The organism is Halomonas kalidii, assembly GCF_030010475.1.
Classification (GTDB): Bacteria; Pseudomonadota; Gammaproteobacteria; order Pseudomonadales; family Halomonadaceae; genus Halomonas; species Halomonas heilongjiangensis.
Genome location: NZ_JASCQN010000042.1, coordinates 52,079 through 67,855, shown reverse-complemented (window position 1 = coordinate 67,855; position 15,777 = coordinate 52,079). Strand labels below are relative to the sequence as shown.

12 protein-coding genes are annotated in these 15,777 nt (G+C 67.5%); 4 read left to right on the top strand and 8 right to left on the bottom strand.

The features are described from left to right. Positions 1-45: 45 nt before the first annotated feature. From QLQ85_RS13990 to doeA, 8 genes are all read right to left on the bottom strand, one after another. Positions 46-1,539, bottom strand: a complete 1,494-nt coding sequence (locus QLQ85_RS13990) for an NAD-dependent succinate-semialdehyde dehydrogenase (protein WP_282739565.1) — start codon at positions 1,537-1,539, stop codon at positions 46-48. A 210-nt stretch (positions 1,540-1,749) separates the two neighbouring features. Then, positions 1,750-4,533, bottom strand: coding sequence for an aminotransferase class I/II-fold pyridoxal phosphate-dependent enzyme (locus tag QLQ85_RS13985; protein WP_282739564.1), 2,784 nt, complete (start codon positions 4,531-4,533; stop codon positions 1,750-1,752). 68 nt (positions 4,534-4,601) lie between these two features. Beyond that, entirely contained in the window at positions 4,602-5,600 is a 999-nt protein-coding gene (locus QLQ85_RS13980; RefSeq protein ID WP_282739563.1) for a C45 family autoproteolytic acyltransferase/hydolase, read from the bottom strand. A 47-nt stretch (positions 5,601-5,647) separates the two neighbouring features. Then, positions 5,648-7,120 carry a biotin carboxylase gene (locus QLQ85_RS13975; protein WP_282739562.1) on the bottom strand — a complete coding sequence of 491 codons (1,473 nt, stop codon included), beginning with the start codon at positions 7,118-7,120 and terminating at the stop codon, positions 5,648-5,650. Between the two features lie 187 nt (positions 7,121-7,307). Next, positions 7,308-8,177 carry a carbon-nitrogen hydrolase family protein gene (locus tag QLQ85_RS13970; protein WP_282739561.1) on the bottom strand — a complete coding sequence of 290 codons (870 nt, stop codon included), beginning with the start codon at positions 8,175-8,177 and terminating at the stop codon, positions 7,308-7,310. Between the two features lie 225 nt (positions 8,178-8,402). Continuing rightward, the gene (locus QLQ85_RS13965) at positions 8,403-8,876 is read right to left on the bottom strand and encodes an Lrp/AsnC family transcriptional regulator (RefSeq protein WP_282722047.1); all 474 of its coding nucleotides are present in this window, start codon (positions 8,874-8,876) and stop codon (positions 8,403-8,405) included. 24 nt (positions 8,877-8,900) lie between these two features. Beyond that, positions 8,901-9,914 (bottom strand): N(2)-acetyl-L-2,4-diaminobutanoate deacetylase DoeB, encoded by a 1,014-nt coding sequence (doeB, locus tag QLQ85_RS13960; protein WP_282739560.1) that lies wholly within the window; start codon positions 9,912-9,914, stop codon positions 8,901-8,903. 10 nt (positions 9,915-9,924) lie between these two features. Then, entirely contained in the window at positions 9,925-11,124 is a 1,200-nt protein-coding gene (gene doeA / locus QLQ85_RS13955) for an ectoine hydrolase DoeA (RefSeq protein WP_282739559.1), read from the bottom strand. Positions 11,125-11,341: 217 nt separating this feature from the next. On the opposite strand from doeA, the gene ehuR reads away from it, so the two are divergent. The 4 genes from ehuR to QLQ85_RS13935 all read left to right on the top strand — a co-directional run bounded on the left by ehuR (position 11,342) and on the right by QLQ85_RS13935 (position 15,717). After that, entirely contained in the window at positions 11,342-12,748 is a 1,407-nt protein-coding gene (gene ehuR, locus QLQ85_RS13950; RefSeq protein WP_282739558.1) for a MocR-like ectoine utilization transcription factor EhuR, read from the top strand. A 30-nt stretch (positions 12,749-12,778) separates the two neighbouring features. Continuing rightward, positions 12,779-13,714, top strand: coding sequence for a 2-hydroxyacid dehydrogenase (locus QLQ85_RS13945; RefSeq protein ID WP_282739557.1), 936 nt, complete (start codon positions 12,779-12,781; stop codon positions 13,712-13,714). Positions 13,715-13,807: 93 nt separating this feature from the next. Then, positions 13,808-14,374, top strand: coding sequence for an isochorismatase family protein (locus QLQ85_RS13940; RefSeq protein WP_282739556.1), 567 nt, complete (start codon positions 13,808-13,810; stop codon positions 14,372-14,374). Continuing rightward, positions 14,371-15,717: a nicotinate phosphoribosyltransferase gene (locus QLQ85_RS13935; protein ID WP_282739555.1), complete on the top strand. Its 1,347-nt coding sequence runs from the start codon at positions 14,371-14,373 to the stop codon at positions 15,715-15,717. The genes QLQ85_RS13940 and QLQ85_RS13935 overlap by 4 nt, the downstream gene beginning before the upstream one ends. The last annotated feature ends 60 nt before the right edge of the window (positions 15,718-15,777 follow it).

Sequence of the window (15,777 nt, the reverse complement as noted above, 5' to 3'; positions counted from 1 at the left end):
CCCGCCGGGGAGGATGTTCATCGTTCTGGTTCGCTCCGTCTCGACTCAGCTGCCGGAAACCGATCCGAGGGCACCGAGGCAGTAATACTTGGTTTCCAGGTACTCATCGATGCCGGTGATGCCGCCCTCGCGGCCCAGGCCCGACTGCTTGACGCCGCCGAAGGGCACCGGGGGACCGGTCATCTTCACCGAGTTGACCGACACCATGCCGTACTCCAGCGCCCGCAGCAGCTTCCAGATGCGGCGGATATCGTGGGTGTACACGTACGCCGCCAGGCCATACTCGGTGTCGTTGGCCATGGCGATCACCTCCTCGTCGTCCGAGTAGGCGGTCACCCCGGCCACCGGCGCGAAGTTCTCCTCGCGCCATACCATCATCTGCGGCGTCACGCCGGTCAGCAACACCGGCATGAAGAAGTTGGGGCCGGGCGCGGCGTTCTGATCGCCGGCCACCAGGGTCGCTCCCCGGGAGATGGCGTCGTCGACGATGGCCGCGGCCTTGTCCACCGCCTGGCGGTGGATCAGCGGGCCCAGGTCGACCTCGCTCTCCAGGCCGTTGCCCACGGTCAGTGCCGCCATGCGCTCGGCGAAGTGCTCGACGAAGGCGTCGTGGATCGACTCGTGGACCAGGATCCGATTGGCCGCCAGGCAGTCCTGACCGGCGGTCTGGAACTTGGCCGCCACCGCCGCAAGGGCGGCTTCCCGGGGATCCATGTCCGGCCCGACGATGAAGGGCGCATTGCCTCCCAGCTCCAGCGACACCCGCTTGACGGTGCCCGCGCACTGCTCCAGCAGCAGCCGGCCGACCCGGGTGGAACCGGTGAAGGAGAGTGCCTTGATGCGCTCCTCGCCACACAGGATCTTCGACACCTCGGCGGGCTCGCCCAGCACCACGTTGAACACCCCGGCCGGGATGCCGGCACGCTCGGCCAGCTCGGCCAGCGCCAGGGCCGAGAACGGCGTCTCGCCGGCCGGCTTGACGATCACCGGGCAGCCGGCGGCCATCGCGGCGGCGGCCTTGCGGGTGATCATCGCCAGCGGGAAGTTCCAGGGGGTGATCAGGGCGGCGATGCCCACCGGCTCCTTGAGGGTGCCGAGGGCGGCATTGGGGATGTGGCTGGGAATGGTCTCGCCGAAGGTACGCTTGCCCTCCTCGGCGAACCAGCGCACGAAGCTGGCCCCGTACTCCACCTCGCCGCGGGCATCCGGCAACGGCTTGCCCTGCTCCAGGGTCATGATCGTCGCCAGGTCCTCGCGGTTGGCCTGCAGCAGGTCGTACCAGGCCAGCAGGCGCTCGCAACGCTCGTCGGCGCGCAGCGCCCGCCAGTGCACGTAGGCGGCGTCGGCGGCGTCCACCGCCTCGCGGATCTGGTGAGCCTCCAGCCAGGGGATGTGCCCGATGGCCTCGCCGGTGGCCGGATCGAACACGGCCGCCTCGCGCCCACCGTCGCCGTGGGTCCACTTGCCGTCGACATAGGCATGCTCGCGGAACAGACGCGGATCGCTCAGGGCGTTGGACAGGGTCTTGGACAGTTTCATGCGGCACCTCCCCTTGCACACCGGCGACGGGTTCGAACGCCGGTGATGACGAAATCGACCGGCGGCCCGAAGGCCGCGCGATGCAGTCATGGTAAGGGAGATCGTCGTTCAGGACTTTTCGATAACCCGGCCGACATCGACAGGATTTTTTGTCCTCGACCGGGAAGTTGCCGTTTTTTCTGCACAGCGGCGGCGCTCGGACGAAGGGCGTCAGCCCGCCGGCGGGTCGCGCAGGGCCTCCTCGGTGAAGACCAGCAGGCCGAGCTCGGGGCGATAGCCGTGGATCTCGGTCACGTCCAGCGCCTGCAGGAAGGCGAGGATCGCCTCGCTGACCACCTGCCCCGGCACCAGCACCGGGAAACCCGGCGGATAGGGAATCACGAAGCTCGCCGAGACCACGTCGCGTCCGCCCCGCATCTGCGCCTGCAACTCGCCGTTGTCGAAACGCAGGTACTCGGTGTTCTCATCGTCGTAACTGAGGAAGTAGGCCTGACGAATGTCCCCTTCCGGGGTGTCCCCGGCGGGATCGGGGCGGAAGGCGTCGTGGAAGCGGCTGAAGTCCGGCAGCGGCGGCAGTTCCTGGGTCAGGGAGCGCACCCGGTTCTCGATGATCCGGCGTTCGGGATGGCTGCTGTCCTCCCAGCGGCTGTCGAACTCCTTGGCCAGCTTGATCAGCACGTCGAGCAGGTAGGCGATGGAGCCGCGGGTGGTACCGATGTTGGTCATGAACAGCACGGTGTTGCGCGAGGTCTTGTTGATCTGGATGCCGTACTTGTTCATCAGGAATTCGTTCTTGAAGGTGTCGCCATCGACCCCGGTCGCGCCGATGGCGATGGTCACCCGGGTCGGGTCGACCACGAACTCGTCCCGTGCCCAGGCCTCCTCCATCTGGTTCCAGCCGGTGACCGGGTCGTAGTAGGACTCGACCCCGGACTCGCGGTAGGCCGCGGGGACCATGTCGCTGTTCTTGAGCACCCGGAAGTACTTCTGCAGCAGCGGATGGGTATAGAGCTGCTCGCGCAGCGACAGCGCCGCCTCGACCTGGGCATGCACCAGCTCGAAGCCCTCCATCTCGGCCTGCATGCGCCCCACGTCCAGCGACGCCACGATCTGGTAGTTGGGCGAGGTCGAGGTATGGGTCATGTAGGCCTCGTGGAACGGCGCCTCGACCTTCTGGCGGAAGTCCTGGTCCCAGACATGGATCATCGAGCCCTGGCGCAGCGAGGTCAGGGTCTTGTGAGTCGAGTGGGTGGCGTAGGTGCGGATGCGCACCTGGTCGGGGTCGGGCAGCAACCGGCGGTCGAGCCAGGTGGCCTCGTCGTCGGGGTCGAGCCGGTCGAACTCGGCCTTCCAGGCCGCGTACTCCTCGCGGTAGCTCTCGCTGCGGTAGCGGTCACGCAGGCTGCGCGCCGTGTGCATGGCGGTGCGCGGCCGATAGGTGGGGTTGAAGCCGGCGAAGGCGAACCAGGCCTCGTCCCACAGGAACACCAGGTCGGGCTTGATCGCCAGGCACTCCTCCATCACCCGGCGCACGTTGTAGACCACGCCGTCGAAGGTGCAGTTGGTCAGCAGCAGCATCTTGACCTTGTCGAGCTGCCCGGAACGCTTGTAGCGCAGCAGGGTCTTCTTGATCTCGTGCAGCGGCACCGCGCCGTACATCGAGTAGTCGTTGAGCGGGTAGGAGTCCAGGTAACTGACGTGAGCGCCGGCCAGCACCATGCCGTAGTGGTGCGACTTGTGGCAGTCGCGATCGACCAGCACGATGTCGCGGGGCTTGACCAGCGCCTGGACCACGATCTTGTTGGCCGTCGAGGTGCCGTTGGTGACGAAGAAGCTCTGCCGCGCACCGAAGGCCCGGGCGGCATACTCCTGGGCCTTCTTGATCGGCCCGTAGGGCTGCAGCAGCGAATCGAGCCCGCCGGAGGTCGCCGAGGTCTCGGCGAGGAAGATGTTGATACCGTAGAAGTCGATCATCTGCCCGGCCCAGTGGGAACGGGTCACCGACTTGCCCCGCGAGATGGGCATGGCGTGGAAGACCCCGGTGGGCTTCTTGCTGTACTCGCGCAGGGCATCGAAGAAGGGGGTGCGGTAGCGACTGTCGATGGCGCGCAGGATGGTGTGGTGCTGCTCGATGTAGTCGGTCTCGCGGTAGAAGATACGGTTGAAGTAGCGGATGTCGCGGCTCGCCGTGGCCTCGACGTCGCCGCTGGTGACCAGGAACTGGTCGATCTCGGGGCGCAGTTCGTGGATCATGCTGCTCAACAGGATGCTGCGCTCGGCCTCGGTCTGGTGCTCCAGGTCCTTCTCCGACAGGCCCTCGAGGTAGTTGCGCAGGGCACTGAGGTTGTACTTCGACTTGTAGGGGAACTCGTAGCGGATCAGGCAGGCCTGGATGTTGGGGTTGACCAGCACCGCGATCAGCGCGTCCTCGAAGCTGCGGACCGTGACCACGTCATAGACGAACTTGTCCTCGGGACGGCGCATGTTACGGAAGGCCTCGCGGACGACCTCCTCCTCCTGAGCCGAGAGGTTGTCGACGATCAGCAGTTCGAAGTAGGGCTGGGCCGAACTGTTCGAGGCCGGGTGGCCGCGCCGCAGCTGGGCCAGGGCGTCGAGGGTCTCCAGGTCCTCGGCGTCGGCATCGGTCTCGCTGAGGTCGACATGGCGGCGGCGGTAGGATTCGCTGATCAGCGCCCGCACCAGGCGCTTGACCACCTTCTCCAGCAGTACGTACTCCTCGCGGTCGAACAGCGTCCAGAGATGGCGGAAGTCCTCCTTGGAGGGGAAGGCGTGGTAGTCCTCGACGATCTCCAGCCGCGTCAACTTGACGTCGATGGCCTTGATCAGGTTCTTGGCCCGACTCTCGTCGTTCAGTCGCACCAGAATGCCGAGGTCGCGCTTCAGGGCATTCCAGGTGTCGGCGCGCAACTGGGAGATCTTGTGGTAGAAGCCCAGCGCCGTGTAGGGAGTTTCCGAATAGCTTGTCTCTTGCATGACGACACCCGCCTCTCGTGTTGTGATCGATGATGCCGGGGTCGACGCCCAGCCAGGGCGTCGCCCCCTCAGCCGGCGCTCAGGTGGCGCGAACCGTAACGGATCGCCAGGCGCTCCTCGCAAAAGTCGTCGAAGGAAAGGTCCAGCCACTTGCCGGGCCAGTGGTACTGGACGCGACCGGTCCGGGGGCGATAGACCGCGGTGTAGACGGTGCCCAGGCCGCGCTGGTAGTCGTGACGGAACAGCGGCGGCGAGAAGAAGGCCGAGATCAGCCGTTCCTCGGTGGTCGCCTCGTCGTCCACCAGGATCGACAGCTGGCGCTCGCGAATCAGGGTCTCGGAGGCCAGGGCATGGGCATACCACTCGATCTTCTTCTGATGGTTGGTGGCCACCGGCACGCGCCGGATGCTGGCGCGGCGGTCCGGGGCGATCATCGCCGTGATGTAGCGCCCCCCGGCATCGGCCACGGTGATGTTGTAGGCCATGTGCGTCGGCACCCGGGCCAGCACCTCGGCGGCCTCGGGCACGCTGTCGCAGAACTCCAGCAGGTAGCGCAGGATGATCGGCGCCCCGAAGCCGTCGCCCACCGCCTTGCGCCCGCCGAAGGCCAGCGACACCGCGAGCCCCCGGTCGTTCATGCCGTCGAGCACGCCCCACAGGCAGTCGGACATGGCGATCACCCGCCGCTCGTTCCAGCGGCTGTAGAGGATGGTGCCCTCGCACAGTTCGGGCGGGTAGTCGTAGTTGCGCGCCAGCACCGTGGAGGCCGGCCTGGCCAGCACCGCCTGGGAGCAGCCGGTGATATAGGGCGGCGGCCGGTAGAGGCTCAGCAGCCGTGCGGCCAGGTCGCCGCCGCCGGCCAGCTCGCAGAGGACCCGATAGGTCCCCAGCAGCTCGGGCATATGGCGACGCAGGGCGTTGTAGCAAGCGAGATACGCCGGCCGCTCCCGCTCGCCCTCCGCCAGGTACCACTGCTCGTAGGCCGGCCAGTGGTAGTCGAACAGCGACCGCCACTTGGCCCCCGGCGACTCCTCGTGCACGGTGCGAAAAACCAGCGTCTTGTCCATGGCACACTCCGCCCGGCCGCGATCAGGCGGCCGGGCTGCATCCCCGCTCAGAGAATCTTGAAGTTACCGCCACCGACGGCATGGCTCACGGCGACCTCCTCCACTACCGGATCCTGCAGTGACTGGCCGGCATATTGACCGCGAATACCGGCAATCCAGGCCTTGGCCCGTTCGGTGAGCTGGAAGTCGTCATCCATCAGCCGACCGCGGGTGATCAGGATGCCCAGGTCGGCGCCCTCGTAGCGGAAGTCGCCCGCCCCGCTGATGCGCAGGAAGAAGGCCTCGTCCTCGTTCTCGGCGGCGTGGGGATGATAGCTGTAGTGGTCATAGCCGATGCTGCCGTCGTCGTTCATGCGCCAGACACCCGAACGCGGCGCCGAGGTCACCAGGTCGACGCTCTCGTCGGTATGCTTGATCACCAGTTGGCTCCAGCTGTCGACGCTGTCGGGGTGCGCCCAGCGCTCGTTGATCTCGTCGATGTCGAGGTCGAAGTCGACGTCGGAGAACTCCAGCAGATGGAAGAGGAACAGCGGGATGTCGGAGTGGGCGAAGGCCGCCACGTTGGTCAGCGAGCTGGCGCCGGTGACCCGGGGATTGAGCTCGCCCAGGTAGACCTCGTGGGTGTCCATGTCGATCAGGAAATCGAGCTCGAAGTAGCCGCGGTAGCCCTCCTCGCGCAGCGCCTCGCCGAACAGGAAGGTGTATTCACGGGCCTTGTCGCGCACCTCCTGGCTGAAGGCGCCGGCGAACATCTCGTTGCCGCACCAGCCGCCCTTGTAGGGGGTCAGCGACTTGAAGCCGACGAGCTCGGTCATCAAGGGCCCCACCACGGTGCCGCAGCGGGTGGCACAGGCTTCGATGGCCGAGCCGCGGCAGTTGATGCGCTTCATGATCTTGACCTCGGGTTCGGCCTCGATCTCCTCGGCGTGCTTGTAGTAGTCGTCCTCGCTGGCGATGAAGAAGGTGGTATGGCCGGAGTCGCCGAAGGCGGTCTGCACCACCAGGTCACTGCCCAGCTCCTGGCTCACCTCGCACAGTTCCTGATAGCTGCCGACCCTGGCCAGCACATTGGGCACGCTGGGCACGCCGGCCTTGTTGCCGATGCGCACCGTCTCGATCTTGTTGTCCATGCGGCTGCGCAAGGCCGCCGGCGGGAAGGCAACCCTGAGACCCAGCTGCTTGCACACCTCCTCGGTGTGCTCGTCGAACATCAGGAAGGCGGCGGTGCCGGCGTTGTCGCCGGAGGCCCTCGACTGGATGAAGTCGATGACCTCCTTGTGCTCGAGCAGGTAGTTGTTGATGTCCTCGATGCTCTCGAAGTCACGCGGGAACTTCTCCCTGGGCACGAAGACGTTGCGCTGCTGGCCGTCGAAGCAGTCGATGTAGTTGATGTGGCGGAAAGCGCCCACCCAGTCGCCGATCCCCAGCAGATTGAAGTTGGTGGCCGAGATGAAGTAGATGGGCTCCTTGTTGTTGCGGAAGTGGCGGCGGACATCGGCAATGGTTGTTATCTTGCTCATCGTTGTCGCTCCATCGGTGGCGGAAACGGATGCGGCGGGGGCCGGCACCGCAGCGCGGGGCGCGGCGCGGGAGGGTTGCTCGTGGTGGACTCCGGTCGCGGGTGAACCGATCAGGCGGCGCAGGGCCCGTAACAAGCGCTCCAGCATGGTGTTCTCCTTGTGGGTTGCGCCGCCCGCAGGCGGTGGGTCAATACTCCTCGACGTCGGCGCGCACCGGCTTGGCCAGGGGGCCCAGGGTGTCGAGAAAGGGAGTCGCGCCGGCCTCGTTGCGGTACACCGAGAAGTCGACGCGACGGTCGCGGAAGCTCTTCAACGGCTGGCCGAGGCCACGCAGGCCGGTCTCGCGCTCGCGACGCACCCGGTTGAGGTCGACCTCGATGGGCATGACCTCCTCGCCGGTGCCGGCCTGGTGGATGACGTCGCCGGAGGGGCCGACCACGATGGAGCGGCCGTTGCCGATGGCGCCGGCGCCGTTGATGTCGAAGAAGTAGCACTGGTTGACCGCCGCATTGGTCCGCGCGATGGCCAGCTCGATGTCGCGGTCGATGGTATCGGTCATGGTCGGGTGCAGGATCACCTCGGCGCCCATGGCGGCGAGTGTCCTGGTGGTCTCGGGGAACCACATGTCATAGCAGATCGACACCCCGAAGCGACCGACGTTGGGCACGTCGAAGGTGACGAACTCGTCGCCGCTCTCGACGCCCGCCTCGTAGGGGCGGAAGGGGAACATCTTGCGGTAGCGGGCCACCACCTGGCCATGGGGGTTGATCACCGAGAGGGTGTTGTAGACCCGGTCGTCCACCTGCTCGAACATCGAGCCGGGAATCAACCAGATGCGGTGCTGCTCGGCGATCTGGCAGAACAGCGCCTCGGCGTTGCTGGGCATCGGTTCTGCGTGGTGCGGCGAGGCGCCCATGGGCATCAGCTCGCTGAAGACGACCATCTGCACCTGGGGAAAGCGGCTCATCAGCACGTCGACCCGGTGGCGCATGGCCTCGGTGTTGTCGCCGTGATGCAGGGCATACATCTGCACACCGGCAATGGTGAAGTAGGACATCGTGGTCTCTCTGCGTCAGGCGATCTCGAAATCTTCCAGGGCGCTATCGACTATCCATCAAACTGACCGGCACCATTGGAAGATCAGTGCCGGTGGGATCGCCCGGCCTGGGTGAGCATCGGCTCACCCTCCACGACAAGCTTAAGCCAGAATCGGTCTCCGTGACATCAACGCTGAGGTTTCGCTTGGGCGCCCGAGCAGGTTACCACCGGCTGATCGCCGGGCTCAGGCGAAGTCGCGGGGCTCGAAACCGGGGGCGGGACGCTTCACCGTCTTGGTGACGATGTAGGTGAAATAGCGCTCGATCCCGGCCTCACCGGTCAGCCAGGTATCGAGCAGCCGCTGGTAGGCGTCGATGGTCTCGGCCTCGACCTTGATCAGGTAGTCGACGCCGCCACCCACCGCCACGCACTCGGTGACCTCGGGGGTGTCGTGGACCAGCGCCTCGAAGCGGGCGAAGCTCTCGGCGTTGTGCGCCTTGAGCTCGACCTGCACCCAGACCGGCGTGCGCCGGACCAGTGCACCGGCATTGATCCGGGCAGAGTAGCCCTCGATGATGCCGGCCTTCTCCAGCCGCCGCACCCGTTCCCAGCAGGGGCTGACCGAGAGGTTGATCGCCTCGGCCAGCTTCGACTTGGTGATGCGCCCGTCCCGGGAGAGGATCTCGAGAATCTTCAGGTCATAGCGATCGAGCTTCATGCGTTGTCTTCCTGACGTGTCTGGTCAGCCCAGCGAATCGACGACTTCGGCGATCACCGCGATGGTGTCCCCCATGTTGACCTGGGCCGGGAAGCGCCGCGCCGCCAGCACCCCGCTGCGGCCCGCCCGGTACTCCACCGGTGGGGCGCCACTGCGGGTCAGATCGAAGACCCGGGCGATCACCTGCCCCTCTTCCACCGCCTCGCCCAGCGCCAGGGTCAGCTCGAGCAGGCCGGTGTGCTCGCTCTGCACATAGCAGCTGGCATCGGGCATGTCGAGGTAGACCTGCGGCGCGACGGGCAGCTCCAGCTCACCGGCGGTCAGGCCGAAGTGGATCAGGAAGTTGCGGATGCCACGCTCGGTGACGGCCAGGCTCTGTGGCGTCGAGGTACCGCCGCCGCCCAATTCGGTGGCGACGAACACCTTGCCCTGGCTCTCCACCGCGGTGTCGAACAGCGCCGCGGCGTCGAGTTCGAACATCATCATCGCATAGGGGGCGCCGAAGGCCTTGGCGCCTTCCAGCGCCTGGCGCTGCTGCTCGGCATCCTCCAGCACGTGGGAAGCGGCGAAGGGGATGATGTCCAGGGTGCGCCCGCCGGAGTGCAGGTCGAGCACCACGTCGCACATCGGCACCATCACCCGCGTGAAGTAATCGGCGATCCTCTCGGTGACCGTGCCGTCGGGGTCGCCGGGAAAGCTGCGGTTGAGGTTGCCGCCGTCCATGGGCGACGTCCGCTTGCCGGCCATGGCCGCCGGGGTGTTCATCATCGGCACGATGATCACGCGCCCCCGCACCTGGTCGGCGGTGAGCGAGTTGGCCAGCTTGAGCAGGGCGGTGATGCCTTCGTACTCGTCGCCGTGGTTGCCGCCGGTCAGCAGGGCCGTGGGGCCCTCGCCATTCTTCACCACGGTGACCGGGATCATCACCGCCCCCCACGCCGACTCGTCGTTGGAGATCGGCAGCTTGAGGAAACCGTGCTGGACGCCATCGGCGTCGAAGTCGACGGTGGCGGAAATCGGGCTGGGTCGCTTGCTCATGGTCGTCTCCTTACTTGACGAACAGCTGGCGGGGGAAGTTCGCCAGCGGCTCGGCGCCGCTCTCGGTGATCAGGATGCTCTCGGTGATTTCCAGGCCCCAGTCGTCCATCCACATGCCGGGCATGAAGTGGAAGGTCATGCCCGGCTGCAGGATGGTCTCGTCGGAGGGACGCAGGCTCATGGTGCGCTCCCCCCAGTCCGGCGGATAGCTGATGCCGATGGGGTAACCGCAGCGGGCACCGCCGCGGTCGAAACCGTACTTGTCCATGGCCGCGCCCAGCGCCATGGCGATGTCGGCACAGCGGTTGCCGGGCCTGGCCACCTCCAGGCCGTTCTCGATGCCCTCGAGCAGGGCCGACTCGCCGCGCACGAACTCCTGGGGCGGCTTGCCGAGGAACACCGTGCGCGAGAGCGGCGCATGGTAGCGCTTGAAGCAGCCGGCGATCTCGAAGAAGGTGCCCTCGCCCTGGCGGAAGGGGGTGTCGTCCCAGGTCAGGTGAGGGGCGGCGGCATCCGAGCCGGTGGGCAGCAACGGCACGATGGCCGGGTAATCGCCGCCGTAGACCTTGCCGTCCGGCGCCGTCCAGCCCTCGATGCCGACCCGGTAGATCTCCGAGACCAGCTTGCTCTTGGCGAGCCCCGGCTCGATGACCTCCAGGATCCGCGAGTGCATGCCCTCGACGATGCGCGCGGCGATGCGCATGTACTCGATCTCCTGGGGCGACTTGATGGCGCGGCACCAGTTGACCAGGACGTTGGCATCGAGGAAGCGGGCGTGGGGCAACTCGCGCAGCAGGCTCTGGTAGGCCTTGGCCGAGAAATAGTAGTTGTCCATCTCCATGCCCACCACGCCCTGGTGCCAGCCACGGTCGGGCAGGATGGTCTGGGCCAGGTAGTCCATGGGGTGCATGTCCGGATTCTGTACATAGTAATCCGGGTAGTAGGTGATGTTGTCCGGATCCATCCAGCAGGTGCGCAGGGCACCGTTGCTGTCCTGGCGCCGACCATACCAGACCGGCTCGCCCTCCAGGCCGAGCAGTACGCACTGGTGCACGTAGAACGACCAGCCGTCATAGCCGGTCAGCCACGCCATGTTGGAAGGGTCGCTGATGATCAGCACGTCGATCCCTCGACCGGCCATCTCGGCACGCACCTTCCACAGGCGGCTGGCATATTCCTCACGAGTGAAGGGCAGGGAAACCTGAATCATGTGGCCACTCGCCATCGCATCACATCACCAAGAACCGGCCGTCTCCCACCGGGGAGAGGGCCGGGCCGCCGGATCAGCGGTCACTGGCAACGATTGATCCGCCGTCGCGATAATTGTCATGATGTTTTGTGATACCAACCATGACAATTGCCAGTCAATGCCGCTAGGCGGATACTAGCACCCCCCATTGGCTGGCGGTCAAAGGCTTTATTGAATCATGACAATTGATCTGACCCCCTACCTGACCGGCACAGGTCCCAAGTACCTGGCCATCGCCCGGGCGCTGTCGGAAGCGATCCGCCAGGGCGAACTCACGCCCGGCACCCGACTGCCGCCCCATCGCCAGCTGGCCGAGACCCTCGGCGTCAGCGTGCAGACGGTGTCACGCGCCTACGCCCAGGCCGAGAAGATGGGCCTGGTCCAGGCGCGTATCGGCAGCGGGACCTGGATCAACGCCCTGGACGATGCCAAGGAGTCGGCCTACCTGCGCGGCCATGAGCCGCGTCAGGAGCACTCGTTGATCGACCTCTCCATCGCCCATCCGGTCTGCCCGCCGGGCCATCACCTGCGCTTTCGCCAGGCCCTGGCCGAACTGGCCGAGCACGCCAGCCCCGAGGTGATCACGGCCAACCGACCGATCGCCGGGCTCCTGCACCAGCGTGAGCGCGCCAGCACCTGGCTCACCACCCGGCTCGGGGTGCCCGGGGAGGTCGACGATCTCATCCTCTGCAACGGCGCCGCCCACGGCCTGATGCTGGCGATCTCCACGGTGGTCCAGCACGGCGATCTGGTGCTCACCGAGGCGCTCACCGACCACGGCCTGATCGCCCTGTCGCGCACCCTCGGCTTCCAGCTGCGCGGCGTGACCATCGACGACGAGGGCGTGGTCCCCGAGGCACTCGACGTCGCCTGTCGTCGCTTCAAGCCTCGCGCCGTCTGCCTGACACCCACCCAGCTCAACCCCACTGGCGCGGCCATGAGCGAGGCGCGCCGCGATGCCGTGGCCGAGGTGCTCGAGCGTCACGGCGTATGGCTGATCGAGGACGATGTCCACGCCCTGCTGGAAGCGCCAGGACTGACGCCGCTGACCGCCAGGCTTCCCCAGCTCGGCTTCCACGTCACCAGCCTGACCAAGGTCACGGTACCGGGACTGCGGGCGGGTTACCTGACGGTACCCCGCGGCCAGCTGCATCACACCCTGCCACGGATGCGCGCCACCACCTGGATGGCCACTCCGCTGGTCTTCGAGCTCGCCCACCTGTGGCTGGCGGACGGCAGCGTCGAGGCCCTGGCGGCCGAGCAGCGCGAGCTGCTCGGCGAGCGGCAACGGCTCGCCACCCGCCGGCTGGGTCGCCACCCCTTCGTCTCGCGGCCCAGCAGCCTGCACCTGTGGATCACCCTGCCCGGTGCGTGGCGCGCCGAGGAACTCCAGCAGCATGCCGAGCAGGAGGGGCTGGCCATCACCACGGCGGTGCCCTTCATGGTGGAACAGACCCCGCCGCCACGGCGCATCCGCGTCAGTCTCGGCGCCGAGCCCGACATCGCCCGGCTCGACGAGGGACTGGTCCGCCTGGCCGGCTTGCTCGACGAGGCGCCACCACCCATGATGCAGATCGTGTACTGAACCCACCGCGACCCAGCAGAGGGAGCCGACATGCGCGTACTGCTCCATATCGACGACGCCGAGACCTGGCGCGAGGCGCTGACCGAGCGCCTGCCGGACGCCGAGATCGTCACCAGCGACGCCCCCGCGGAGGCGCGCCGCGATGTTGACTACCTGGCGGTGTGGAAGCCCCCCGCCGAGCTGCTGCGCGAACAGACCCGGCTGAAGGGCATCGTCAACCTGGGGGCGGGGGTCGATGCCCTGCTGGGCAACCCCGGCCTGCCCGAGGGCGTGCCCATCGTCAAGCTGCGCGACGCGGGCATGAGTGACCTGATCGGCGACTATGTGCGCTACGGTGTGCTGCATTTCCAGCGCGATTTCGACCGCTACCGCCGCCAGCAGGCACGCCGGGAGTGGCGCGAACATACCGTGACCGACAAGGGCGACTGGCCGGTGGGGGTGCTGGGCCTCGGCGCCATCGGCGCCAGGGTGGCCGAGACGGTCGCCGCCGACGGTTTCCCGGTACACGGCTGGAGCCGCTCACCCAAGTCGCTCGAGGCCATCACCTGCCACCATGGCGACGACGGGCTCGTCGCGTTGCTCGGCCGGGTACGCACCCTGGTGCTGCTGCTGCCCGACACCCGGGAGACCCGGCATCTCATCGACGCCGAGGCGCTGGGCGCGCTGCCCGAGGGGGCCAGCCTGATCAACCCCGGCCGCGGCACCCTGATCGACGAGCAGGCGCTGCTCGAGGCGCTGGGGGAAGGCGAGCGGGAGGGCCGGCTGCGCGGCGCCCTCCTCGACGCCTTTGCCGAGGAGCCGCTGCCGGCCGACAGCCCCCTCTGGTCGCATCCACGCATCTGGATCACGCCCCATATGGCCGGGCCGACACCGCTCTCGGCGGCACTCGACCAGGTGGCCGAGGCGCTGCGTGCCTTCGAGGCCGGCGAGCCGGTGGCGACCGTCGACCCCGACGCCGGCTATTGAATCATCGCGGCATCGACCCCATCCCTGCCTACAAGAAAGGCGGCACAGGCGATAGGCTGAAGGTGAACCCATCGACCTCCCTGGAGGTGCACGATGACGACGCAAGTGGACTATGGCCCCCATGACGCCCTGCTGGTCGTGGACCTGCAGAACGACTTCTGCGAGGGCGGCGCCCTGGCCGTGACCGGTGGCGCCGCCCTGGTGCCGGGCATCAACGCCGAGATCGCCGCGGCCCGGCGCGGCGGCGCCCTGGTGGTCGCCTCCCGCGACTGGCACCCCGTCGATCACGTCAGCTTCGAACACCGCGGCGGCCCCTGGCCGGTACACTGCGTCCAGGACACCGAGGGCGCGGCCTTTCATCCCGACCTCGCCCTCCCCGAGGGCATCATCCGGGTCAGCAAGGCCACGGCCTTCGACCGCGACGCCTACTCCGCCTTCGACGATACCGGGCTCGCCGGCTACCTGAAGGAGAAGGGCGTCGAGCGGGTGGTCGTCTGCGGGCTGGCCCTGGACGTCTGTGTCCGAGCCACGGTGCTGGAAGCTCGTCGAGAGGGTTTCACCACCCTGTTGCTGGAGGAACTCGCCGCCGCGGTGGACCCCGATGCCGTCGCAGCATGTCGCCACGAGTTCCAGGATGCGGGTGCCGAGGTGCACGCATGAGCGAGCCGATTCCCGTCCAGGTCGACGACAGCGAGCTGGCGCTGCTCACCGACCTCTACCAGCTCACCATGCTCCAGGCCTACTGGAAGGAGCGGATGCACGAGCGGGCCACCTTCAGCCTCTACTTCCGCAAGCTGCCGCCGACACGGCGCTTCATGCTCGCCTGCGGCCAGCAGCATGCCGCCGCCCTGGCCAGCCGGATCCGCTTCACGCCGTCGGCGCTGGAACGGCTGGCCGGCACCGGCACGTTCGACGACGCCTTCCTCGACTGGCTCGCCGGCTGGCGCTTCAGCGGCGACATCTGGACCCTCCCCGAGGGCACCCCGGTGTTCCAGAACGAACCCTTCATGGAGGTCGACGCCCCCATCGCCGAGGCCCAGCTGCTCGAGAGCCTGATCATGAACCTGGTACAGCTCGAGACGGTGCTCGCCTCCAAGGCGGTACGCATCGTGATGGCGGCCCGCGACCGCCCGGTGGTCGACTTCGGCCTGCGTCGCATGCACGGGATCGATGCCGCCGTACGCGGCGTGCGCGCCTATCGCACCGCCGGGCTGGCCGGCACCAGCAACGTGCTCGGCGGCCTGCGCCACGACCTGGCGCTCAACGGCACCATGGCCCACAGCTACATCCTCGCCCACGACCACGAGCACGAGGCCTTTGGCGCCTTCGCCCGCCACTATCCCGGCACCACCCTGCTGGTGGACACCCACGACACCCTGGAAGGGGTGCGCAAGGTGATCGAGCTGATGCGTGACGATCCCGAGGTACGGGTGAGTGCCATCCGGCTCGACTCCGGCGACCTGGGCGAGCTCGCCAAGGGGGCCCGCGCCCTGCTCGACGCAGCCGGTCATGCCGAGGTGAAGATCGTCGCCAGCAGCGGACTCGACGAGTACAAGATCGACGACCTGCTCGAGGACGACGCCCCCATCGACGCCTTCGGCGTGGGCACCGAGATGGGGGTCTCGGCGGACGCCCCGGTGATCGATCTCTCCTACAAGCTGGTGGAGTTCGCCGGTACCCCCCGGGTCAAGCACTCGCCCGGCAAGATCAACCTGCCGGCGCGCAAGCAGCTCTATCGTCGCCTGGACGCCGACGGGCGCTATGCGGGCGACGTCATCGCCCTGCGCGACGAACCGATCGAGGAGGGCGAGCCGCTGCTGGCGCCGCTGGTGCGGGGGGGCCGGATCGACGAGGCGGCACTGGCCCGGGCGGACCAGGCCCGGGAGCGGGTGCGGGACGCCCTCGAGCGCCTGCCCGGCGAAGTGAGGAGCCTGGCATCCGGCAAGAGTGGCTACCCGGTGGAACTCAGCGAGGGCCTGGCGCGCCTGCAGTCATCGACCTGAGGCGGCGGTACGCTCACGCGCCGGCCCACGCACCGCTCCGGAGTGACCGTCTCGGCCCCT